This is a genomic window from Halorubrum ejinorense (assembly GCF_055389685.1).
Genome location: NZ_AP043777.1, coordinates 722,254 through 743,976 on the forward strand (window position 1 = coordinate 722,254; position 21,723 = coordinate 743,976).

A 21,723-nucleotide genomic window follows, 5' to 3' on the forward strand; every position below is an offset into this window, starting at 1 on the left:
GTGGCATGACCGCGATCGAACTGCGCGGCGTGCGGAAGGAGTTCGCCGACGTCACGGCCGTCCGCGACCTCGACCTCACCGTCGAGGACGGCGAGGTGTACGGGTTTCTCGGGCCGAACGGCGCCGGGAAGTCGACGACGATCGACATGCTCCTCGACCTCGTCCGCCCGACAGCGGGGACGGTGCGGGTCCTCGGGACGGACGTCGCGACCGGCGGGGTCGAGGTCCGGCAGCGGACCGGCGTGCTCCCCGACGGGTTCGCGGTGTACGACCGCCTCTCCGGACGGAAACACGTCGAGTTCGCGGTGGAGTCGAAGGACGCGGACGACGACCCCGACGCCCTGTTAGACCGCGTCGGGATCCTCGACGCCGCCGACCGCTCCGCCGGCGAGTACTCGAAGGGGATGCGCCAGCGACTCGCCCTGGCGATGGCGCTCGTCGGCGAACCCGACCTGCTGATCCTCGACGAGCCCTCCTCCGGCCTCGACCCGGCCGGCGCCAAGGAGATGCGAGAGATCGTCCGCACGGAGGCGGACCGCGGCGCCACCGTCTTCTTCTCCTCGCACGTGCTCGAACAGGTCGACGCCGTCTGCGACCGGGTCGGTATCCTCCGCGACGGCGAGCTCGTCGCCGAGGACTCGGTCGAGGGGCTCCGCGAGGCCGTGGGCGGCGAGGAGACGCTGGAGGTCTCGGCGGCGGGCGTCGACGACGACGCGGTCGCGGCGGTCCGCGAACTCGCCGGCGTCTCCGGCGTCACGCGCGACGGCGACGAACTGGTGGTGAACTGCGCCAGCGACGCCAAGACCGACGTCATCGCTGCGCTGGAGAACGCGGGCGTCACGGTCGCCGACTTCCACACGCGCGAGGCCTCGCTGGAGGACCTCTTCTTGGCGTACACGGAGGGCGACGCGGCCGGCTCCGAGTCCGACTCGACTGCCCCCGACCGCCCTGCCGACGATACCGCGGCCGAAGGGGTGAACTCATGAGCCTCGCCGCCATCGCTCGGAAAGAAATTCAGGAGACGGTTCAGTCGCGCGGCATGATCGCGTTGATCGCGCTGTTCTCGCTGCTCGTCTCGGTGCTCGCGTTCATCGTTCGCCCCACCGGACAGAACGAACAGTTCGCCACGGAGGCCCTGTTGAGCTTCTTCGTCGGCCCGGTCCTCGTGACGTACCTCGTCCCGCTGGTCGGCGTCGTCGTCGGCTACAGCGCCGTCAGCGGCGAGCGCGAGTCCGGGTCGCTGAAACTGCTCTTATCGCTCCCGCACTCGCGGGCGGACGTGGTGTTCGGGAAGGTGGTCGGTCGCGGCGCGGCGCTCTCGCTCGCGGTGTTCGCCGGCTTCCTGTTGCCGGCGGCCGTGCTGATCGTCGCGCCGGTCACGTTCAACGCCGGGGCGTTCTTCGGTTACACCGTGTTCGCGGCCGCGCTCGGCGTCGTCTTCGTCGCCATCTCCGTGGGCTGTTCGGCCGCCTCCGCGACGCAGTTACGCGCGCTCATCGGCAGCATCGGCATTTACGTGCTGTTCGTCCTCCTCTGGGGCCTCCTCACCGGCCGACTGATCGACGCCGCCGGTCCGCTCGTCGACGCGCTCCCCGCGTCGGCGGCCCAGATCGAGGTGTTCCTTCGGGTCTCGAACCCGACCACGGCGGTCGAGGCGCTGTCGCGCGAGTTCCTCGCCGGACGACTGTTCGCCGGCGAGACCGCGAACCGGCAGATCTCCGCGGCCGCGATGCTGGTGTTCTGGACGGTCGCGCCGCCGCTCGTCGGACTGTTGAAGTTCGACGCCGCCGACCTCTGAGCGGATCGCCGGCGCCAGTTCGGGCTCGCGAAATTGCTCGCGACGGCAACACCGAATCGGGCGGTTCGAACCTCACTCACTCCGCTCGCTGCGCTCGCTCCGTTCCCTGCTTCGAACCCCCCTCGAACAGTCACAGCGACGCCGCTCACGAGTTGTTCGCGGCGCCGATAGTGGGCTCGGGCGGGTTCGAACCGAAGAAAGACGGTCGTCTCGCTTCGTCGCCGGCGCTTCGCGCCGGCTGCCTGCGAGACCAGTGGTCTCGCCACGCTCGACGCTGCGACTTTCAGGGTTCGAACCCGCCCTCAAACACGCACGTTGCTGTCGCTCGCGAAATTGCTCGCGACAACAACAGTGGGCTCGGGCGGGTTCGAACCGCCGATCTCAGCCTTGTAAAGGCCGCGTCATAACCAGCTAGACCACGAGCCCTCAGCGAAACAACCCCCCGAGAGCGGAAAACGATTTCCTTCCGGACCGCGAACCCCGGCCGTGAACCGCCGCTACGCCGCCGCCCTCGCTGGCGCGCTCGTCGTCGCGCTCGCGGTCGGCGCCGCCCTGAGCGCCCCCGGCCTCCTGATAACCGGCTACGACACCGCGGCGGTCGAGGCGGTCGACGGCGACACGGGCGAGTCGCTCGCGACCGTCGAGGTTCGGGTCGCTGACGGGCCGCTCAAACAGTACGTCGGGCTCTCCGCGACAGACGACCTCGGTGCCGACGAGGGGATGCTGTTCGTCCACGACGGGACTGCGGAGCGCGCCTACGTGATGCGGGACATGGCGTTTCCGCTCGACATCGTCTTCGCCGACGCGAACGGGACCGTCACGCGAATTCATGCGGCCGAGGTGGAGTCGCGCCCGTACACGCGCTACGGGGGGACCGGAATGTACGTCCTCGAAGTGCCGCGCGGGTGGAGCGACCGCCACGGGGTCACCCCGGGCGACCGGCTGGTGTTCGACCGGGGCTGAGTCGGGCACTCGGCCGGTCTCGACCGCCGTGATATCCCGTGATGGGATTCCCGCGTCTTCAGTCGCGGGAGGCGGTCAACGGTCGACGAAACCGCTTTCAGCCTCGCAGGCGTCGCCTCGACCATGACCGGACTCCCCGGCCGGATCGCGTGGAACCTCCGCCACCGCTGGCGACGGGTGTTCGCGCTCTGTGTCCTCGGCGCCGGCGTCGCCGCCCCCCTCCTCACCGGCCTCTGGTGGTCGCTCCCGCTCGTGTGGTTCTTCGGCCTCTTCATCGTCCTCCCGGTCCTCCACACGCTGGTGAAGCCGGTCCCGGAGGACGGCTCCGACGACGAGCGCGAGAACGCGACCGGCGACCCCGCCCTCGACGCCCTCCGCGAGCGGTACGCCCGCGGCGACATCGACGAGCGCGAGTTCGAACGGAAACTCGACCGCCTGCTGGAGACCGAAGACGCGGAGCTGGCCGACCCCCCGGAGGACGGCGACGCCGCTGACCGGGTCCGCGAGGGGATCCGGCGAGAGGTAGAGCGGATTCGAGAGTGAACGGACCGCCGCGCCGGGAGTCGCCGTCTCCCGTCGACGTCGACTGTCGCGGCGCTACTCGTCGATCTCGCGGTTGTGGACCGCTTCGCCGGTCTTCCCGTCGAAGAGGTGAATCGTCCGCTCCGGAATCTCGATGGTGACCTCGTCGCCGACCGAGACCTGTTGGAGGCCGCCGACGGTGGCGATGAACGTCTCGCCCTCGGGTGCGTCCTCGAACCGGAGGTACACCGTGTTTTCGTCACCCATCGGCTCGACGACCTCGACGACCGTCGAGAAGGTGTGCTCGCCGGTCGCGTCGCCGGTCAACGAGATGTCCTCCGGACGGACCCCGAGCGTGAGATCGGTCACGTCACCGATGTCGTCGAGCGTCGACGCCGACAGCGAGTAGTCGAACACGTCGCCGACGAGGGTCCCCCCGTCCCGCTCGACGTCGAAGAAGTTCATCGACGGGTCACCGATGAACCCGGCGACGAACCGGTTCGCCGGCTCGTGGTAACACTCCAGGGGCGTCGCGACCTGCTGGAGTTCGCCGCCGTCCAAGATGGCGATCCGGTCGCCCATCGTCATCGCCTCGGTCTGGTCGTGCGTGACGTACATCGTCGTCACGTCGAGTTCGGCTTGGAGCCGCTGGAGCTCGGTCCGCATCTCGGACCGGAGCTTCGCGTCGAGGTTGCTGAGCGGCTCGTCCATCAGGAACACCTCCGGGTCGCGGACGATCGCCCGACCGAGCGCGACCCGCTGTCGCTGCCCGCCGGAGAGGTCGGCCGGTTTCCGGTCGAGCAGCTCGGGGATGCCCATCGTCTCCGCGGCGTCGGTGACGCGCGCGTCGATCTCGTCGTCGGAGAGGTCCGTCGACTCCTCCAAGCCGAACGCCATGTTCCCCCGGACGGTCATGTGGGGGTACAGGGCGTACGACTGGAACACCATCGCGATGTCCCGGTGTTGCGGTTTCATGTCGTTGATGACGCTGCCGTCGAGCCGGATCTCCCCGCTGGAGATCGTCTCTAGCCCGGCGACCATCCGGAGCGTCGTCGACTTGCCGCAGCCGGAGGGGCCGACGACGACGAGGAACTCGCCGTCGCGCATCTCGATGTCGACGTCGTCGACCGCGACGACCTCGCCGTCGCCGTCGGGGAACACCTTGGTCACGCCGTCGAGTTCGAGCGTTCCCATGCTATCGCCCCCACGGAGCGGCGCGGCGGTTCGAGAGCGATGCCTTCGGTCGGCTGCGTGGTTGCTGTCGAGTCATAGATTGCTGCTGGCGAGCGGCGGCGGTCACGTCGCCACCCCCTCGGCGAACTCTTCGCCGAACGCGATGTACACCGCGAGCGTCGGCAGGGCGGCGATGAACGCGCCCGCCATCCGAAGCGCGAAGTCTTGGCCTTCGAGCGACGTCCCCAGTCCGGCGAGGATCAACACGATCGGTGCCGCCGCGCTGGATTCGGTCTGGACTAAGACGAGGGTGAACAGGAGGTCGTTCCAGATCTGCGTGAACTGGTAGATCAGGACCACCGCGAACATCGGTCCCGAGAGCGGGAGGACGATGCGACGGTAGATGCGACGGATAGACGCGCCGTCCAGCCGCGCCGCCTCGATCATCTCCTCGCTCATGTTCTTGTAGTACGACCTGAACAGGACGGTACAGATCGGCAGCCCGTAGGCCACGTGGGTGATGACCAGCTCTATCACCCCGGTGTAGTCGTTGTTGATTCCGAGGTCCCACAGGAATCCAAGCGACTCCTGAAGCGGGACCATCGACCAGAACTGCGAGAGCGGCACGAGCACGGCCTGGTAGGGGATGAATATCCCGGCGACGAACAGCGCGAGGATCGGCGCCTTGTACCGCGGCTTCCAGTTCGACTGCGTGATCCCGTAGGCCGCGAAGCTCCCCAGCAGTGCCGAGATTACGGTCGCGGGGATCGCGTACAGCGCGCTGTTTATCAGTCCGCGTCCGAGCGCGTCGAACGCGGCCTGCCACTTCCCGAAGGTGAACGTGCTCCCCGTCGGCGGTGCGAACGGGAGGGAGCCGCTGACCCCGCTCGGGGTCTTGAACGAGGTAACGAGCCCGGACTCGATCGGGATCAGGAAGAACGTCAAGACCCCGAGCAGTCCGAGGTACAGGAGGACCCGGTACCCGTCGACCCCGGACAACGCCCCCGCGGACGCGTCCGGGTCTCTCGCCGATGCCGTTCCGCCGTCGGTTCGTGCGTCGTCGCTCATAGGTTCCCCCGGTTGTACTGGTAGTAGAGGTACGGGCCGACGATCCCGAGCGTCATCACGAACAGCGTGATGGCGATCGCCGACGCGTACGCCCAGTTCAGGTTCGCGTACGCTTCACGCACCATCTTGGTCGCGAGGATGTCCGCCCCGTTCGGTGGTCGGTAGCCGCCGACCAGCGAGTAGAGGAAGTCGAACGCCTTCAGCGCGAACACCATCAGGACGACCGACGCGCTGATCGTCGACCCCTTCAGCTGGGGGATGATCACGCGCCAGTACATCTTGACCGTCGAGGCGCCGTCGACCTTGGCCGCTTCGTAGTGTTCGTCCGGAATGGCGCGCAACCCCGCGAGGAACACGACCATGGCGTAGCCGGCGAACTGCCACATCAACGCGAACATGACCGCCCAGAGGACGATCCGCGGGTTCCCGATCCAGTCGACTCGGCCGAACCCGAGCGACGTGATCACGATGTTGATGACGCCGTTGTTGAAGTTGAACATCCACGCCCAGAACTGGGCGGTGACGACGAACGAGAGGCTCATCGGCAGGAGGTAGATCGTCCGGAAGGTGTTCTCGAACCGAATGTTCCGGTCGATCAGGATCGCGAGCCCGAGCCCGAGCGCGAGCGTCACCAGCGTGAACCCCACGAGGAGGATGAAGGTGTTTATCGCGGCGTCGATGAACCCGCCGTCCGCCAGCGCACGGGTGTACATCTCGAAGTCGAGGTCGCTGTAGTCCGGCGTCCCGAAGCCTCTGAAGTCCGTAAGCGAGATCAGGAGGTTCCAGATGATCGCGCCGTAGACGAAGAGTCCCACCAGCAGGAACGGTGGCAGCCAGAACTGTGACGACTCCACGAAGTCGCTGCCGAAGCGGTCGTTCAGTGCGGCCACGGGACTGAATCCGGAGTCCTGCCGGTCTCGGGCGACGCCGCCGTCGGTGACGCCCCCGTCCGGAACCGCGTCGCCACTGTCGTCGCCGTTGTCAGTATTCCGTGTCATATCGGTCGTCGTGTGCCGAAACCGCCGAAATCCGGTCGCATCGTGGACCGGAGTCAGTTGGAGACCGCGTCGACGAAGCCTTGCGTCGCGGCTTCGACGTTGTACGGTCCGGAGAATTCGCTGGAGATCACGTCGTTCAGCGCCGTCATCGTCTCCGAGGGGACGCCGAGCCCGTGCTGGAGGTTCGGCGGCCGCTCGTCGGCGCTGGCGAAGTCTTCCTGCGTCTCCTGGAGGTACGGCCCGAACTGGCTCATGTCCACGTCGGTTCGGGTCGGGATCGAGCCCTTATACTGGTTGAACGCGACCTGTGCCGCCTCGCTCCCGACGAACTGCATGAACTTGTCCGCCGCGTCCGGGGTCGGGTTGCCCGAGGGGTAGAGGAACGAGTCGAAGTGGAGCATGTACATGCCCTCCGAGCCGGGGTAGGTCTTGAAGCCCCAGTCCTCGTTGTAGCTGAAGTCCTCGGCGTTCCGGTAGGCGCCGGCCGCCCAGTTACCTTGGTGGATGAACGCCGCGTTCCCCTCGATGATGTTCTGGTTGGACTCCGTGAGTCCGATCGAGGAGGCGTCCTCGTTGATGTAGTTGTCGAGGATCTCCGCCAGCGACTCGAAAGTCGCCTGAACGGCGGCCTCGTCGGGGCTGCCGTCGAGGAAGTTCATGTACGCCTCGTACCCCTCCTGGCCGAGCATCGTCGAGGAGAACAGCTGGGTCGTCGTCCAGGTCCCGCTCGCGCCGTGGGTCATCGGGATCGCGTCCGTCTCGCTCTGGACGGTCTCCAACGCGTCGATGAACGCCGACACGCTCGTCAGCGAGTCGGGGTCGACGCCCGCGTCTTCGACGACCGACGTGTTGTAGAACAGGCAGTTCAGCCGGTGGGACCCCAGCGGAACGGCGCGGTACGCGCCGTTATACTGGTGAAGGTCGACCGCCTCGTCCACCATCACGTCAGCGAAGCCCTCGGACTCCCACACGTCGTCGACCTCGCCCAGAACGCCATCGTACCGCTGGAGGTTCGGGCCGGGCCAGTTGGCGAAGGCGCCCGGCGGATCGTTGTTCTGGAGCCGGTTCGCGATGACCGCGTCCAGGTTCTGGTTGCCGCCGCCCCCGATGGGGTTGAACTCGTGTTCGACATCCGGATACTCCTCCTCGAAGGCCGTGACGAGCGCCTGTGCGGCGCGCGCGCCGTCACCGCCGGTCCAGGCGTGGAGGACTTCGAGCGGGGCTCCGCCGTCGCTGCCGTCGCCGCCGTCGCCGCCGTCGCCGCCGTCGCTGCCATCGCTGCCGTCGCTGCCGTCGCCGCCGTCACCGCCACCGGAACAACCGGCGAGGCCCGTCAGCGTCGCCGCCCCCGTCGCTCCGACGAAGTGTCGTCGTGATAGTCGGTCGCTTGTGTCTGTCATGATACTACATGCTGTACGATGGAAGATTGCCATATATACTTACTCATTCTTTTAGAACAATTTCTGAAGTCAATTTCTCGGTGTCGTCTCGCCGTCGTATTCGCCGCCGCTCGGCGCTCGCTCGGACGACTCGAGACCGACGAACATACTACGGTCCGGCGGGTGAGCGCATCCATGCGCCCTTCGATCGCCGCGGTCACGTACCCGATCGCCGGTGACGCCGCGGAGCGACCCCTCCTCGCCGTCTGGCTGCTCTTCGCGCTGTCGGCCGTCGTCCCGGTGCTTCCCGCGCTCCCGGTCGTCGGCTACCTGGTCCGCGTGCTGGTCGCCAGCGAACGGGGCGACTCCATGCCGCCCTTCCTCGCAGACGGCCGGACGCTCGCCCGCCGGTCGATCGGCGGTATCGTCGTCTGCGTGGCGCTCCTCGGCGTGCCGTTCGCCGCGCTCCTCGTCACCCTCTACGGCATCGTCACGCTGGAGCCCGGGGCTGACGCGCCGGTCGCCGTGATCCTCGCCGGCTCGACGGCCGTCCTGTTCATGGGGGTCATCGGGCTCTATCTGGTCCCGATCGCACTGGCGACCTACGGCCGACACGGGTCGATCCGACGGGCGTTCACCGTGGCGGCGCTCTGGCCGGTAGCCGGTCACGGCGCCTACTTCTTCGGCTGGACGCTCGGGTTCACCGCGCTCGTCGTCGCCGTCGGGGTCGGCGGCGCGCTCTTCACCGTGTCGCGGGCCGGGCCGCTGATCGGCTCCTTCGTCCTCGCGTACGGGCTCCTCGTCGCCACGTACCTCTGGGGGCGCGCGATCGAGCGCGCGGGACGCCGGTAGTCCGCCGTCCCGACCGACCGATTCTTGACCGCGCGGCTCCGACTCACGGGTGATGCAGGAACCGCTGTGGACAGACGCGCACGCGCCCGACCTCGACGAGATCCGACAGGACGAGGCCCGCGACCGCCTGCGTCGCGCGGTCGACGAGCCGATGAACCTCGTCGTTCAGGGTCCCCCGGGCGTCGGGAAGACGGCGGCGGCGCGGGCGCTCGCGGACGCCTCGCACGCCGATCCGGAGGCCGACCTGATCGAGATCAACGTCGCCGACTTCTTCGGTCGGACTAAAAAGGAGATACGCACCGACCCGCGGTTCGAGGGGTTCCTCGCGGGGCGGAGCCGCATGGCGAAACGCGACATGATAAACCGCGTGCTGAAGGAGTCGGCGTCGTACGCGCCGATGTCCGGCGAGTACAAGACGGTCCTCTTGGACAACGCGGAGGCGATCCGCGAGGACTTCCAGCAGGCGCTGCGGCGCGTGATGGAGAAACACCACCGGACCACCCAGTTCGTGATCGCGACCCGGCAGCCCTCGAAGCTGATCGCGCCGATCCGGTCGCGCTGTTTCCCGGTCCGCGTTCGCTCGCCGACCACCGACGAGACGATAGACGTCCTCGAAACGATCTGCGGCCGCGAGGGCGTCGACTACGACGGCGACGGGCTGGAGTTCGTCGCCAGCGCGGCCGGCGGCGACCTCCGCGAGGCGATCCTCTCGGCGCAGGCGACCGCGGTCGAGGGCGGCGAGATCACCATGTCGACCGCCTACGAGACGCTCGGCGAGGTCGGCGACGACGACGAGTTGCGCGAGGCGCTCGCGGCCGCCCGCGCCGGCGACCTCGGCGACGCTCGGGACACGCTGTCCGACCTCCTCGACGAGGGGTACGACGGGCAGGAGCTGTTACGGGAGACACTCCGCGTGGCCCGCGCCGGCTCCGAGTACGGCGGCGACGACCTCGCGCGGCTCCACGCGCTCGCCGGCGAGGCCGACCTCGACCTGACCGACGGGCTCGACGACGCGACCCACCTCGTCCACCTGTTCGCCGCCTGGGCCGCGGGGCGGAGGCGGCTCTCGCCCGCGCTGCGGGACCCGGAGGTGGCGCCGTGACCCGCGCCCCGCCGCTCGCTCGGCTCCTGCCGTTCCCGGTGGTCGACGCGGCGTGGTCCCTCGCGCTCGTGCCGGCGCTCGCGGGCGCCGTCACGCTCCCGCTCTTCCCGCCCGTGGGGGCGGCGCTCGTCGCGCTCGCGGTCGGCGTCCTCTGGTTCCACCGCGATCCGGAGCGCGACCCGCCGGACGCGGACGAGGCCGTCCTCTCCCCGGCGGACGGCACCGTCTCGGTGGTGCGCGAGGAGGGCTCGCGGCTGCGCGTCGGCGTGTTCATGAACGTCACCGACGTCCACGTCAACCGCGCGCCGATCGGGGGCGAGGTCCGCGAGGTCCGGCACCGCCCCGGCGCCAACCGCCCGGCGTTCGACAAGGAGTCGGACCGCAACGAGCAGGTCGCCATCGACTTCGGCGAGTACGAACTGCTCGTCATCGCGGGCTGGTTCGCCCGCCGCATCCACCCCTCCGTCGAGCCCGGCGACCGCGTCGACCGCGGCGACCGCGTGGGCCACGTCTCCTTCGGCTCCCGCGCCGACGTCGTCTTGCCCGCGGACGTGACCCGCGACGACCTGCTGGTCGCCGAGGGCGACGGCGTCAGCGCGGGCGAGACGATCATCGCGGAGCGCCCGGGCGACGCGTAGCCCTCAGACCGTCCGACCACACGCTTTTGTTTCACGGGCGTGACCGTCCCGTGTATGTCAGAGGACACCATTCACGAGTCGAAGGAGTCGCGGAGCCGACAGGGACTCGCCACCTACTTCCGCCGCATCGCCCGGGCGCTCGGGCGCGGCGAGCCAGTGCCGGTCGACGACGAGGGAACGGTGACCGTCGACCCGGCCGCGACCGGCGACCTCGAGGTCGAACTCGAACGCGAGGACGGGGCGGTCCACTTCGAGGTCGAGGTGGAGTGGCCCGACGAGGAGGCCGCCGTCGACGAGGAGGCGGCCGCGAGCAAGGCGACGTTCGAGCTCTACCCCGACAGCGCCGACCAGTGGCGCTGGCGGCTCGTCCACGACAACGGGAACATCATCGCCGACGGCGGCGAGGGGTACTCCGACAAGCGCGACGCGAGCTCCGGCATCGAGAGCGTTCAGCGGAACGCGCCGGGCGCGCACGTCGTCGACGTCTCCCGCGACGAGGAGGCGCCCGAGGACGGCGGCAGCGACGCGACCTTCGAGCTGTTCCGCGACAACGCCGACGAGTACCGCTGGCGGCTCCGCCACGACAACGACAACGTCATCGCCGACGGCGGACAGGGGTACGCCTCGAAACAGAAGGCGAAACAGGGGCTCGAAAGCGTCAAGTCGAACGCCCCCGGCGCGGCCGTCGAGGAGGAAGAGGCGTAGCCGCCGCGGTCTCGGCTCCCTCTCGCGACTCCCGTCACGCCGACCGCGGCCTCGGCGTCTCGCCGACCGCGGACCGCACCGCTTATTCGCCGGCCCTCACTACCTCTCGCCGACATGGACGCGCTCGACGCCAAGTACCCGTTCTTCGCGAGCGCCCGCGAGGCCGTCGCGGCGGCCGCGGTGTCGCTGCCCGAGCTCGTCGCGGCCGACGCGCCGGCCGTCGACCGAGCCCGCGAGCGCGTCGAGCGCGCCCTCCTCGAGGGGACGGTCGCCTCGGAGAGCGGTTCCTTCCCCGGGGAGTCGGCGTACGACGCGCAGGCGGAGCTGCTCTCGTACCCCATCGCGCGGATCCTCGTCTCGCTGCTCGACTCCGACCCCGCCATCGAGAAGTACGCCGCCGCGGAGGCGGGAACCGCCCTGGAGCGCGTCCGCAGCGACCTCGAAACCGACGACGAGCTGCGGTCGGTGTCGTCCGCGACGGTCGCGCTCGACGATCTGCTCGCCGAGTTCGACCTCGCGGACGCCGTGCGCCCCGACGCGGCGCCGGCCGTCGGTGGTGCGGGGGGCGGCTCCGCGACGGCGGCCGGCGGTCCCGGCCGCGACCCGGACCACTACTGGATCGGCGTCGGGCCGTACCTCCGGCTCACCTCGTCGGAGTGGGGCGACTCGTGGCGCCTCGTCAACCGCGCGGTGGCCGCCGGCGAGGTGCGCGTCTCCCGGGACGAACTGCTCACGGCGCTGGAGGCGGCCGTCGAAGAGCGGGTCGCCGAGGGGCTTCCCTTCGCGGTCGACGAGCCGATAGCCGGCGAGCTGGAGTCGCGCGTCGCCGACCTCCGGCGACTGCTCTCGGAGCGGACGTACGCGGAACCGCCGGACGTCGTCGCGCCCGCGCTGTTCCCGCCGTGTATGACCAACCTGATCGAGAAGGCCGAACGCGACGTGACGCTCTCGTCGGCCGAATCGTTCGCGCTGATGGCGTTCCTCGTCGGAATCGGGATGACGCCGGACGAGGTCGTCGCCTTCTGTGCGGACACGAGCCTCGACGCCGAGGGGATCCGCTACCAGACCGAGTACCTGACAGACGAGCGGGGCACGCAGTACCCCCCGCCGACCTGCGAGACGCTCGCGAACTACGGCATCTGTCACAACGAGGACGACCACATGCAGGTCGCGGCGGACCCGCTCTCCTACTACGAGAAGCGAGTCGCCGCGGCCGACGAGGTGACCGACTGGCGGACCGCCCGGGAGACGGACGAGCCGAGCGAGGGCTGACCGCGCCGCCGACCGGCGGCCGGCCCGCGCGAGGAGTCGAACGGAGCGAAGAAGTGTCGGGGGACGGTCGACCGCGGAACGGGGCGGGCCGACTACGACTCGTCGCCCGCGCGCATCAGGAACACGCCGACGCCGCCCATCAGCAGTACGAACCCGGCCAACAGCGCGACGAGGGCGATCGCCCCGGACGCCGGTAGCACCGTTGACCCGCCGAAGACGACCCCGATCGCGACCAGTCCGACGATGAACGCCGCGGCCGCCGCGAGCGAGACGGCGATCTGCCGACGGAGCTCCGCGTCGATTTCCATGGCTGCGATTTTCCGACGCCACTAAAAAAGGACTTCGATGAGGCCGGCGCCCCACATCGGGGGGCGAACGCGGGCGAAGCGTCGTGAGGCGCCCGTTTCATCGGTTTCCGCGGTGCGTTTACCAGTCTCGGGCTCCTACGTCCACCCGAAGCGAGGCCCAGCCTCGCCGTCGCCCATGACGCACACCCGAAACACAGCCGCGTCACCCGCCGAGCCGAACCGCTCCGACACGTCCCGAGCGGCGCGTTCGCCGCCCGTCGACGAGCGCTCCGAGCGCGCCCTCTCGGAGTCGATGACCGTCCGCCCGCTCCCCGACCGTCGGTACGTCGTCGACACCGACGGCGGCACGTACGTCGTCGACCTCGACGCCGGGAGCTGTACCTGTCCCGACCACGCCATCCGCGGCGCCCGGTGTAAACACCTCCGCCGCGTCGCGCTGTCGGTGACCGCGGGCGTCGTTCCCGCCCCCGACGAGCGCGTCGGCGCCTGTGCGGTCTGCGGGACTGCGACGTTCGTCCCCGCCGACGACCGCGGGTCACACCTCTGTGACCGGCACGCGTTCGACCCCGGGACCGTCGTGGGAGACCGCGAGACGGGGAAACGACTCGTCGTGACCGCGGTCACGACCGATCGCGCCGACGCGTATCGGACCGACGCGGACCGCTCGCTCGCCGACTACGAGTCGAACGCCGCCTACGGCGCCCACGAGCCCGCCGTCGAGGCCGTCTACGTCGAGTCGCTCCGACCGGAGACCGCGCTGACCGACCTGAAGACGTACGCGTTTCCGGCCTCGCGGCTCACCGCCTCGGTGGACTGACTCACCGCGCCAGGAACGTGATGTCTCGCCGCAGCGAGTAGCCCTGCGGCACGCCGACGACCTCGACGCACTCCTCGCACAGTACCCGCTCGTAGTCTCGGTTGGTCTCCTTCTCGAGCAGCGAGACGTCCGCGAGCGGATACACCTCCTCGCACCGCGCGCACTCCGCTTTGTCCCCGTCGACGATCTTCATGTCGGCTCACCGTACCGCGGATCGATACAAAAACCCGCGGACGACGTTATCACTCGGGATATCCTCGCGCCGCGAAAAATCGGTGATTCGGTCCGCGTCGACGGGAGTCGAGCGCCGGCTCAGCCGAAGAGCTCGCCGAGCCCTTCGCCGCCGTCGCCGTCTTCCTCGTCGTCGTCGTCCGCCTCGTCGGCGGCCTCGGCCTCGTCGTCGTCGTCGTCGGCCTCCTCGTCGGCCGCGTCGGCGTCCGCGGAGCCACCGGCAGACGCGCCGCCGGCGGCGGGCGCCGCGGCGGCCGTCTCGATGGCTTCCTCGATGTCGACGTCCTCCAGCGCGGCGACGAGCGCCTTGACGCGGGATTCCTCGACGTCGACGCCGGCGGCTTCCAGCACGCCGGTGATGTTGTCCTCGTTGATCTCTTCGCCAGTCTCGTTCAGGATGAGCGCAGCGTAAACGTATTCCATTGGTGTGTACCTCGTGTTATCCGAACATCGCGCCGAGTCCGTCGCCGCCGTCGCCGTCGTCGTCGTCGGCGTCGTCGGCGTCGTCGGTCTCCTCGGCGTCTTCCGTGTCTTCGTCCGCCTGTTCCTCCTCGGCGTCGTCGGCTGCCGGCTCAGTCGCCGGCGCGGCCTCGACGCCCTGTAGCTCCTCGGGGAGCGCCTCCTCGTCGTCGATCTGTGACGCGAGCGCGCGCAGCTGGGCGTCGGCCTTCCCGATCAGGTCTGGCACGACGTCCGGGCTCTCGATCTCCGCGAACAGCCCGACGGACTTCGCCTCGCCGGACGCCTTCGCGAGAAGGGTGCCGGCGGTGGCAGCCGTCGGGTACGCGGCGTTGACGGAGAGGTTGCGCGCGGCGGCCGCGGCGGACTGGACGTCCGCGCGGTACTCGTCGACGTCGATTTCGAGTTCGTCGGGCTCGAACAGGACGCCCTCGGAGTAGACGGCCTTCAGGTCGAGGCCGACTTCCTTGGGCTCGATGCCGAGCTCGACGAGGACGTTCGCGAGGTCGTCGTCGACGACCTCGCCCTCCTCCAGCACGGTCGAGTCCTCGGTCACCTTGATCGAGCCGTCCATGATGCGGGCGGACGCGCCCACCGTCTGGAGCTCGCCGACGAACGGTCCCGGGTCGACGCCGGTGTCGCCCTCGGGGATCACGATGTCGTTGGGGGTCACCTCGCCCGCGTTGATCGGGGCGGGGGTCTTCGAGGCTTCGAGCTGCTTGAAGAGGCCGAACGGGTTGTCGTTGGTGCCGACGAGCGCCACCTGACCGGCGACGTACTCCGTCAGCGCCTCGACGCCGTCGTCGACCTCCTCGAGCGCCCGGTTCGTGAGCGTGTTGCGGCTCATGCGGACGGCGGCCGAGCCGTGGAGCTCCCGGCGCATGGCCTGAAGCTGTCGGCTCGGGATGCCGGCCACCCCGACGATCCCGACGGACTGGTAGGAGTCGATGAACTCGACGAGCTCGTCGACTTCCTCCTGTTTCCACTCGGGGATCGTCTCGGTCTTGCGGACCGAGCTCATACGGGCACCTCCCTCGCGGGACCCATCGTGGTCTTCACGTAGATCCCGTCGATGTTGAGCGGGCCCTTCTCGAGGTCTGCTTCGAGTCGCCGGATGATGACGTCGATGTTGTCCGAGATCGCGTCGGGACTCATGTCCTCGGCACCGACGCGGGTGTGGAACGTGCGCCGGTCGCGCGACCGGAGCTGCACCGTGTTCTTCATCCGATTGACTGTGTCGACGATGTCGTCGTCCGGCTGTAGTGGGGTAGGCATCTTCCCGCGCGGACCGAGGACGGTACCGAGGTACCGACCGATGTCCTGCATCAGGTTGGCCTCTGCGACGAAGAAGTCAGTGTCGTCGGCCAGATCCTTTGCGCGGTCGTCGTCGTCTCCGAGGTCTTCGAGGTCGTCGCTGTCGAGTACTTCGTCAGCGACGTCCTGTGCGCGGACGGCGGTTTCGCCCTCCGCGAAGACGACGATCTGTGTCTCCTGCCCCGTTCCAGACGGCAGCACGACGGACTCGTCGATACGGTTCGACGGATCGTTGAGGTCGAGGTCTCGCAGGTTGATCGCGATGTCCACGGTCTCGCGGAAGTTCCGCTCGGGCGCATCGTCGAGTGCGAGGGTTACGGCCTCTTGTATTGTGTCTGCCATTTTCACCTCCGTAGTACGCAGGTCGCTCCTACGGGTCAGTGAAACAGGCGAAGCCTGTCTCATCGGAGAGAGGTCCATCGGAGGTTTAAAAGCGTCGAAGCGCCGTTCGCCGTGTGAACCCGAGGCAGGGCCGTTCCGCGGCGGTCGCGGCGTCTGCGTCGCCGCCGTCGCGCGTCCGCTTCTCCCGGGTCGTGCGACCGCGTTCCCCCGACCGCCGTCCGGCCGCCTCTCTCGCTCGTCGTTCGACGCGCGTCGAATCCGAAAACGTCGGATAGGGGAACCCTTTTGACGGCGCTCGCCGACCCACGAGGTAATGACGCAGGGTGGTCCGCCGTGACGATGGACGACCGCATCGAAGACCTCCGCGAGCGCCGCGAGCGGGCGTCGAAAGGCGGGGGCGAAGACCGGATACGGTCCCAACACGACAAAGGGAAGATGACCGCCCGCGAGCGGATCGACTACTTCCTCGACGACGGCACCTTCCACGAGTTCGACCGGTTCCGAACCCACCGCAACCACACGTTCGGGATGGAGGAAAAACAGATCCCGGGCGACGGCGTGGTGACGGGCTACGGCGAGGTGAACGGTCGGAAGACGTTCGTGTTCGCGCACGACTTCACCGTCTTCGGCGGCTCCCTCGGCGAGGTGTTCGCCGAGAAGGTGTGCAAGGTGATGGACAAGGCGATGGACGTGGGCGCGCCGGTCGTCGGCCTCAACGACTCCGCGGGCGCCCGGATACAGGAGGGCGTCGCCTCGCTCGGCGGCTTCGCCGAGATCTTCCGGCGCAACACCGAGGCGTCCGGCGTGATCCCGCAGATATCGGCGATCATGGGGCCGTGCGCCGGCGGCGCGGTGTACTCTCCCGCCATCACGGACTTCACGTTCATGGTGAAAGACACCTCGCACATGTTCATCACCGGGCCGGACGTCATCGAGACGGTCACCGGCGAGGAGGTGAGCTTCGAGGAGCTCGGCGGCGCGGTCACCCACTCGTCGACCTCCGGCGTCGCGCACTTCGCGGAGGACAGCGAGGAGGACGCGTTGGACAACATCGCGCGTCTGCTCTCGTATCTCCCCGCCAACAACGTGGAGGACCCGCCGCGCGTCGAGCCGTGGGACGACCCCGAGCGCGCCGACGACGAACTGGCCGAGATCGTCCCCGACGCGCCCCGGAAGCCGTACGACATGAAAGACGTGATCGCGAGCGTGACCGACGAGGGCTCCTTCTTCGAGGTCCAGGAGAACTTCGCGAAGAACATCGTCGTCGGCTTCGCCCGGCTCGACGGCCACTCCGTCGGCGTCGTCGCGAACAACCCCCGCGTGAACGCCGGCACGCTCGACATCGAGTCGAGCCAGAAGGGCGCGCGGTTCGTCCGCTTCTGTGACGCGTTCAACATCCCGATCGTCACGTTCGAGGACGTGCCCGGCTTCATGCCCGGCACCGACCAGGAGCACAACGGGATCATCCGCCACGGCGCGAAGCTGCTATACGCCTTCTCCGAGGCCACCGTCCCGCTGCTCACCGTCATCACCCGAAAGGCGTACGGCGGCGCCTACTGCGTGATGTCCTCGAAGCACATCGGCGGCGACGTCAACTACGCGTGGCCGACCGCCGAGATCGCGGTGATGGGGCCGAAGGGCGCGGTCAACGTCCTCTACCGCGAGGAGCTGAACGAGGCGGACGACCCCGACGCGCGCAGACAGGAGCTCATCGACGAGTACCGCGAGGAGTTCGCGAACCCCTACACCGCCGCCGACCGCGGCTTCGTCGACGACGTGATCGAGCCGACCGAGACGCGCGCCCGCCTCGTCGAGGACCTGAAGATGCTGAAGGGGAAACGCTCCGACCAGCCGGCGAAGAAACACGGCAACATCCCGATCTGATGGCGGCGGACGACCGGGCGACGGACGACGGGAGTCCCGCGGGCGGGGAGAACCTCGGCGGCGACGGCCCCGAACTCGCGCTCGCCGGCCTGTCGATCCCCGACGACGCCGCCGACGACGAGGCGGCCGCCATCGCCGCGGCGGTCGCGGCGCACCTCCGCGACGGCGAACTCGCCGCGGCCGCGGCCGCGGGCGACGCGGACGACGGCCGCGGCGAGGACCGCTGGGGCCTCGCCGCCCGAGTCGAGCGGCTTCACCGGCGGCGGGTGCGCGTTCCCGCGGACGCGCCGGCGGACCCGTGGACCGCGGTCGGCCGGAGCGACCGGTTCTGAGCGCTCGGTTCCGCGCGGTCGCGAGGACCGATCGGCCGAGCGCTCGCGCTGCTCACGATGTTGCTCGTCGAATAGAATCGCCGGACGCGGGGACGCCCGGTCGCGTACATTCCCCCGACGGCGCGACGGAGACCCGCCACGCCGCCGACCCGGCCCTGACTCAGGGCGCGCCGGATGATACGTCCGCTGACAGTTATATGTGTGGTACTGGCTCGCGCGACGGAGCGATCAGCGCGGGTCGTCGCCGGTCGCCTCGTCGCCCGCCATCTCGGCCGTGTCGCGGCCGCCGAACAGGCGGTTGAGCGCGGTCGGGACGACGACCACGAACACGAGGAGCGCCCCGACCCGGACCGGTAGCGATGCGTCGGTGACGACCGTGAGTCCGAGGTAGACGGCGGCACCGACCAGGACCGACGGCAGCATGTACGGGTTTCCCGCGTCGAGCATACCGGAACGTGGCGCCCGGCGTCCCCTTAACCGTCCCGGGACGGTTCGGCTCCGCTCCCGGAGCGGGCGCGGCCCGCTACGGACCGACAGAGTTTGGTAGCAGTTCGTGGAACAACCGACAGGAATGTTCGATAAGGTTCTCGTGGCGAACCGCGGCGAGATCGCGGTCCGGGTGATGCGCGCCTGTGAGGAGTTGGGCGTCGACACCGTCGCCGTCTACAGCGACGCCGACAAACACGGCGGCCACGTCCGCTACGCCGACGAGGCGTACAACGTCGGGCCCGCCCGCGCGGCCGACTCGTACCTGGACGGCGAGGCGGTCGTCGAGGCGGCCCGGTCCGCCGACGCCGACGCGATCCACCCCGGCTACGGCTTCCTCGCGGAGAACGCCGACTTCGCGGCCCGCGTCGAGGCGACGGACGGGATCACGTGGGTCGGCCCCTCGAGCGACGCGATGGAGCGCCTCGGCGAGAAGACCCACGCACGCCGGGTGATGGACGACGCGGACGTGCCGATCGTCCCCGGGACGACCGAGCCGGTCACCGACGTCGAGGCGGTGACCGACTTCGGCGACGAGTACGGTTACCCGGTCGCGATCAAAGCCGAGGGGGGCGGCGGCGGCCGCGGCATGAAGGTCGTCGAGAGCGCCGAGGAGGCCGAGGAGGCGCTCGAGTCCGCGAAACGCGAGGGCGAGGCGTACTTCTCGAACGACTCGGTGTACCTCGAACGCTACCTCCAGACCCCCCGCCACGTGGAGGTACAGATCGTCGCGGACGACCCGGCGGCCGCCGCCGCCGACGCGGTCGACGACGCCGCGGTCACCGAGAGCGACGTGGTCCACCTCGGCGAGCGCGACTGCTCGCTCCAGCGCCGCCACCAGAAGGTGATCGAGGAGGGTCCCTCCCCGGCGCTCTCCGACGAACTGCGCGAGCGGATCGGCGAGGCCGCCCGCCGCGGCGTCGCCGCCGCCGACTACACCAACGCCGGAACGGTCGAGTTCCTCGTCGAGGAGGACCCCGACCGCGACCCCTCGGAGCCGCTCGGGCCCGACACCCCCTTCTACTTCCTCGAAGTCAACACCCGGATCCAGGTCGAACACACCGTCACCGAGGCGCTGACCGGGATCGACATCGTCAAACAGCAGCTCCGGGTCGCCAGCGGGGAGGGGATGTCCGTCTCGCAGGCCGACGTCGAGCTGGACGGGCACGCAATCGAGTTCCGGATCAACGCCGAGAACGCTGCGAACGACTTCCAGCCCGCCAACGAGGGATCGCTGGACACGTACGACCCGCCGGGCGGGATCGGCGTGCGCGTCGACGACGCGCTCCGGCAGGGCGACGAGCTGGTCACCGACTACGACTCGATGATCGCGAAGCTGATCGTCTGGGGCGCCGACCGCGGGGAGTGTCTCGCGCGCTCGAAGCGCGCGCTCGCGGAGTACGACCTCGAAGGGGTCGTCACCATCGTCCCGTTCCACCGGCTCATGCTCGACGACCAGCGGTTCGTCGACGGCACGCACACGACGAAGTACCTCGACGAGGAGTTGGACGCCGAGCGCGTCGCCGACGCGCAGGCGAAGTGGGGCACCGAGTCGTCGGCCGCGGGCGAAGACGACGAGGAGGTGACCGAACGCGAGTTCACCGTCGAGGTGAACGGGAAGCGCTTCGAGGTCGAACTGGAGGAGCGCGGCGCGCCCGCCGTCCCGGTCCCGGAGAGCGGCGGGAGCGGCGGCCGACAGCGCCCGCCGCAGGCGAAGTCCGACGACGGCGACGACGGCGACGTCGACGTCGCGGAGGGCGGCGAGGCCATCGAGGCGGAGATGCAGGGGACGATCCTCTCGGTCGACGTCGCCGAGGGCGACGAGGTCGCCGCCGGCGACGTGGTGTGCGTCCTCGAAGCGATGAAGATGGAAAACGACGTGGTCGCCGAGCGCGGCGGGACGGTCGCGGGCGTCCACGTCGCCGAGGGCGACAGCGTCGACATGGGCGACGCGCTGATCGTCTTGGAGTAGCGCGCCGAGGCCGTCGCGGTCGGTCCTCTCAGGGCGGTCGCGATCGACCGGCTCGCGGCCGTTCCGCGGTCGAACCATTCTTCGCCGCCCGATCCGACCGACGGGATTTAACCGCCCGCCCGAGAACCGATCGGCATGGAGCCGGTCGACGACTGGCGCGCGGCGATCGACGAGGCCGGAGAGCTGACCGGCCCGATCGCCGCGGCCCTCGTCGACGCCCACGGCGACCGCGGCCAGCGCGCCATCGAGGCCGTCGGCGAGGGGCGCGTGAAGCGCTACCGAGACTTCACCGTCGTCGTCGGCCACGAGGACGAGTACGTGATCGAAGACGGGGAGTGCAACTGCGCGGACGCGACGTACAACCTCGACGCGGACGACCCCGACGAGCGCTGCTGGCACGCCATCGCGGTCGACGTGGCGGACGCGCTCGACGCCGTCGACCACCACGACATGTGGTACTCGGAGGTCCGCGAGTTCCTCTGAGCCCCTTTCGACCCGCGGCCTCCCCCGGCCCCGCGTTCCCGCCCGTGGTCATCAGTCGCCGCTCATCCGTGTGAATCGGCCGTTTTCGCAAATCTCGGCCTGAGAGTCGAAAACGTTTACAACGGCGGCCGGTCTCCCCTACGGTATGGCGGACTGTCCACTCGCCGACGACTGCCCCAGCTTCGACGAACGGATCGAGGGAATGGGGTGCCAACACTACGGCAACAAGGGCGGCGCGGAGTGGTGTAACCACTACGACATGCCGATCTACGAGCTGAAACAGCAGCCGGTCCAACCCGGCGAAGCGGTCGTCGTCGAGGTCGACGACATCCACGAGAGCGGTGCCGGCGTCGGCCGCACCGACGACGGGTTCATCGTCCTCGTCGACGGGCTGCTCCCGCCGGCGCGCGCGGAGGTCAAGATCCACCGCGTCAAGTCCAGCCACGCGACGGCACAGGACGTGCTCGAGCGCCTCCCCGACGACCCGGAAGACGAGGAGGGCGACGACGGGGAGACGGCCGACGCGGCCGATGGCGAGGCCGACGAAGGCGACGACGAGAACCACCGCCGCGACCGCCCGGACCGCGAGCGACTCGGCAGCCGCGAGAACTTCTGGGGCAAGTGA

General features: G+C 69.3%; 25 protein-coding genes and 1 tRNA gene. 15 read left to right on the plus strand and 11 right to left on the minus strand.

The window, feature by feature from the left end:
- Positions 1-5 precede the first annotated feature (5 nt).
- Together ACZ5KW_RS04565 and ACZ5KW_RS04570 are read left to right on the plus strand one after the other, a co-directional pair.
- Positions 6-986: an ABC transporter ATP-binding protein gene (locus tag ACZ5KW_RS04565; protein WP_343776048.1), complete on the plus strand. Its 981-nt coding sequence runs from the start codon at positions 6-8 to the stop codon at positions 984-986.
- The gene (locus ACZ5KW_RS04570; RefSeq protein ID WP_343776047.1) at positions 983-1,798 is read left to right on the plus strand and encodes an ABC transporter permease; all 816 of its coding nucleotides are present in this window, start codon (positions 983-985) and stop codon (positions 1,796-1,798) included. The genes ACZ5KW_RS04565 and ACZ5KW_RS04570 overlap by 4 nt, the downstream gene beginning before the upstream one ends.
- Positions 1,799-2,150: 352 nt before the next feature.
- On the opposite strand, the gene ACZ5KW_RS04575 is transcribed toward ACZ5KW_RS04570, so the two are convergent.
- A tRNA-Val gene (locus ACZ5KW_RS04575) sits at positions 2,151-2,224 on the minus strand.
- Between the two features lie 60 nt (positions 2,225-2,284).
- Here ACZ5KW_RS04575 and ACZ5KW_RS04580 point away from each other — a divergent pair.
- Positions 2,285-2,761: a DUF192 domain-containing protein gene (locus tag ACZ5KW_RS04580; RefSeq protein ID WP_343776046.1), complete on the plus strand. Its 477-nt coding sequence runs from the start codon at positions 2,285-2,287 to the stop codon at positions 2,759-2,761.
- Between the two features lie 123 nt (positions 2,762-2,884).
- Positions 2,885-3,304, plus strand: a complete 420-nt coding sequence (locus ACZ5KW_RS04585) for an SHOCT domain-containing protein (protein WP_343776044.1) — start codon at positions 2,885-2,887, stop codon at positions 3,302-3,304.
- A 54-nt stretch (positions 3,305-3,358) separates the two neighbouring features.
- Here the strand turns inward: ACZ5KW_RS04585 and ACZ5KW_RS04590 are convergent, their stop codons facing one another.
- The 4 genes from ACZ5KW_RS04590 to ACZ5KW_RS04605 form a co-directional block, all read right to left on the minus strand.
- Positions 3,359-4,477 carry an ABC transporter ATP-binding protein gene (locus tag ACZ5KW_RS04590; protein WP_343776043.1) on the minus strand — a complete coding sequence of 373 codons (1,119 nt, stop codon included), beginning with the start codon at positions 4,475-4,477 and terminating at the stop codon, positions 3,359-3,361.
- A gap of 102 nt (positions 4,478-4,579) precedes the next feature.
- On the minus strand, positions 4,580-5,524 hold the full coding sequence (locus ACZ5KW_RS04595; protein WP_343776041.1) for a carbohydrate ABC transporter permease: 945 nt from the start codon (positions 5,522-5,524) through the stop codon (positions 4,580-4,582).
- Complete coding sequence (locus tag ACZ5KW_RS04600; RefSeq protein WP_343776038.1) at positions 5,521-6,522, minus strand: carbohydrate ABC transporter permease; 1,002 nt, start codon at positions 6,520-6,522, stop codon at positions 5,521-5,523. Before ACZ5KW_RS04600 ends, ACZ5KW_RS04595 begins: the two co-directional genes overlap by 4 nt.
- A 53-nt stretch (positions 6,523-6,575) precedes the next feature.
- A complete protein-coding gene (locus ACZ5KW_RS04605) occupies positions 6,576-7,922 on the minus strand; it encodes an ABC transporter substrate-binding protein (RefSeq protein WP_343776035.1) in 1,347 nt (448 codons plus the stop codon).
- 174 nt (positions 7,923-8,096) lie between these two features.
- Between ACZ5KW_RS04605 and ACZ5KW_RS04610 the strand changes: the two genes are divergently transcribed.
- From ACZ5KW_RS04610 to ACZ5KW_RS04630, 5 genes are all read left to right on the plus strand, one after another.
- A complete protein-coding gene (locus ACZ5KW_RS04610) occupies positions 8,097-8,753 on the plus strand; it encodes a DUF4013 domain-containing protein (RefSeq protein WP_343776032.1) in 657 nt (218 codons plus the stop codon).
- A 52-nt stretch (positions 8,754-8,805) separates the two neighbouring features.
- Positions 8,806-9,855, plus strand: a complete 1,050-nt coding sequence (locus ACZ5KW_RS04615; RefSeq protein ID WP_343776030.1) for an AAA family ATPase — start codon at positions 8,806-8,808, stop codon at positions 9,853-9,855.
- A complete protein-coding gene (locus tag ACZ5KW_RS04620) occupies positions 9,852-10,493 on the plus strand; it encodes a protein sorting system archaetidylserine decarboxylase (protein WP_343776028.1) in 642 nt (213 codons plus the stop codon). The genes ACZ5KW_RS04615 and ACZ5KW_RS04620 overlap by 4 nt, the downstream gene beginning before the upstream one ends.
- Before the next feature lie 54 nt (positions 10,494-10,547).
- The gene (locus ACZ5KW_RS04625) at positions 10,548-11,198 is read left to right on the plus strand and encodes an HVO_2922 family protein (RefSeq protein WP_343776027.1); all 651 of its coding nucleotides are present in this window, start codon (positions 10,548-10,550) and stop codon (positions 11,196-11,198) included.
- A 114-nt stretch (positions 11,199-11,312) separates the two neighbouring features.
- Positions 11,313-12,470 carry a DNA primase gene (locus ACZ5KW_RS04630; protein ID WP_343776024.1) on the plus strand — a complete coding sequence of 386 codons (1,158 nt, stop codon included), beginning with the start codon at positions 11,313-11,315 and terminating at the stop codon, positions 12,468-12,470.
- A gap of 92 nt (positions 12,471-12,562) precedes the next feature.
- Here the strand turns inward: ACZ5KW_RS04630 and ACZ5KW_RS04635 are convergent, their stop codons facing one another.
- Positions 12,563-12,778: a DUF7472 family protein gene (locus tag ACZ5KW_RS04635; protein WP_343776021.1), complete on the minus strand. Its 216-nt coding sequence runs from the start codon at positions 12,776-12,778 to the stop codon at positions 12,563-12,565.
- 175 nt (positions 12,779-12,953) lie between these two features.
- Between ACZ5KW_RS04635 and ACZ5KW_RS04640 the strand changes: the two genes are divergently transcribed.
- A complete protein-coding gene (locus tag ACZ5KW_RS04640) occupies positions 12,954-13,595 on the plus strand; it encodes an SWIM zinc finger family protein (RefSeq protein WP_343776018.1) in 642 nt (213 codons plus the stop codon).
- A gap of 1 nt (position 13,596) precedes the next feature.
- On the opposite strand, the gene ACZ5KW_RS04645 is transcribed toward ACZ5KW_RS04640, so the two are convergent.
- The 4 genes from ACZ5KW_RS04645 to ACZ5KW_RS04660 all read right to left on the minus strand — a co-directional run bounded on the left by ACZ5KW_RS04645 (position 13,597) and on the right by ACZ5KW_RS04660 (position 15,941).
- Positions 13,597-13,788: a hypothetical protein gene (locus tag ACZ5KW_RS04645; protein WP_343776015.1), complete on the minus strand. Its 192-nt coding sequence runs from the start codon at positions 13,786-13,788 to the stop codon at positions 13,597-13,599.
- 119 nt (positions 13,789-13,907) lie between these two features.
- Complete coding sequence (gene rpl12p, locus ACZ5KW_RS04650; protein ID WP_343776012.1) at positions 13,908-14,249, minus strand: 50S ribosomal protein P1; 342 nt, start codon at positions 14,247-14,249, stop codon at positions 13,908-13,910.
- Positions 14,250-14,265: 16 nt separating this feature from the next.
- Positions 14,266-15,306 (minus strand): 50S ribosomal protein L10, encoded by a 1,041-nt coding sequence (locus tag ACZ5KW_RS04655; RefSeq protein ID WP_343776009.1) that lies wholly within the window; start codon positions 15,304-15,306, stop codon positions 14,266-14,268.
- The gene (locus ACZ5KW_RS04660) at positions 15,303-15,941 is read right to left on the minus strand and encodes a 50S ribosomal protein L1 (protein WP_343776006.1); all 639 of its coding nucleotides are present in this window, start codon (positions 15,939-15,941) and stop codon (positions 15,303-15,305) included. The genes ACZ5KW_RS04655 and ACZ5KW_RS04660 overlap by 4 nt, the downstream gene beginning before the upstream one ends.
- Positions 15,942-16,280: 339 nt before the next feature.
- Between ACZ5KW_RS04660 and ACZ5KW_RS04665 the strand changes: the two genes are divergently transcribed.
- Positions 16,281-17,825 carry an acyl-CoA carboxylase subunit beta gene (locus tag ACZ5KW_RS04665; RefSeq protein ID WP_343776003.1) on the plus strand — a complete coding sequence of 515 codons (1,545 nt, stop codon included), beginning with the start codon at positions 16,281-16,283 and terminating at the stop codon, positions 17,823-17,825.
- The gene (locus tag ACZ5KW_RS04670; protein ID WP_371152171.1) at positions 17,825-18,157 is read left to right on the plus strand and encodes a hypothetical protein; all 333 of its coding nucleotides are present in this window, start codon (positions 17,825-17,827) and stop codon (positions 18,155-18,157) included. Before ACZ5KW_RS04665 ends, ACZ5KW_RS04670 begins: the two co-directional genes overlap by 1 nt.
- A gap of 228 nt (positions 18,158-18,385) precedes the next feature.
- On the opposite strand, the gene ACZ5KW_RS04675 is transcribed toward ACZ5KW_RS04670, so the two are convergent.
- Complete coding sequence (locus ACZ5KW_RS04675) at positions 18,386-18,604, minus strand: hypothetical protein (RefSeq protein ID WP_343775997.1); 219 nt, start codon at positions 18,602-18,604, stop codon at positions 18,386-18,388.
- 124 nt (positions 18,605-18,728) lie between these two features.
- On the opposite strand from ACZ5KW_RS04675, the gene ACZ5KW_RS04680 reads away from it, so the two are divergent.
- The 3 genes from ACZ5KW_RS04680 to ACZ5KW_RS04690 all read left to right on the plus strand — a co-directional run bounded on the left by ACZ5KW_RS04680 (position 18,729) and on the right by ACZ5KW_RS04690 (position 21,723).
- Positions 18,729-20,615, plus strand: coding sequence for an ATP-binding protein (locus tag ACZ5KW_RS04680; protein ID WP_343775994.1), 1,887 nt, complete (start codon positions 18,729-18,731; stop codon positions 20,613-20,615).
- A 135-nt stretch (positions 20,616-20,750) separates the two neighbouring features.
- Positions 20,751-21,098: a hypothetical protein gene (locus ACZ5KW_RS04685; protein ID WP_343775992.1), complete on the plus strand. Its 348-nt coding sequence runs from the start codon at positions 20,751-20,753 to the stop codon at positions 21,096-21,098.
- Positions 21,099-21,243: 145 nt separating this feature from the next.
- The gene (locus ACZ5KW_RS04690) at positions 21,244-21,723 is read left to right on the plus strand and encodes a TRAM domain-containing protein (RefSeq protein ID WP_343775989.1); all 480 of its coding nucleotides are present in this window, start codon (positions 21,244-21,246) and stop codon (positions 21,721-21,723) included.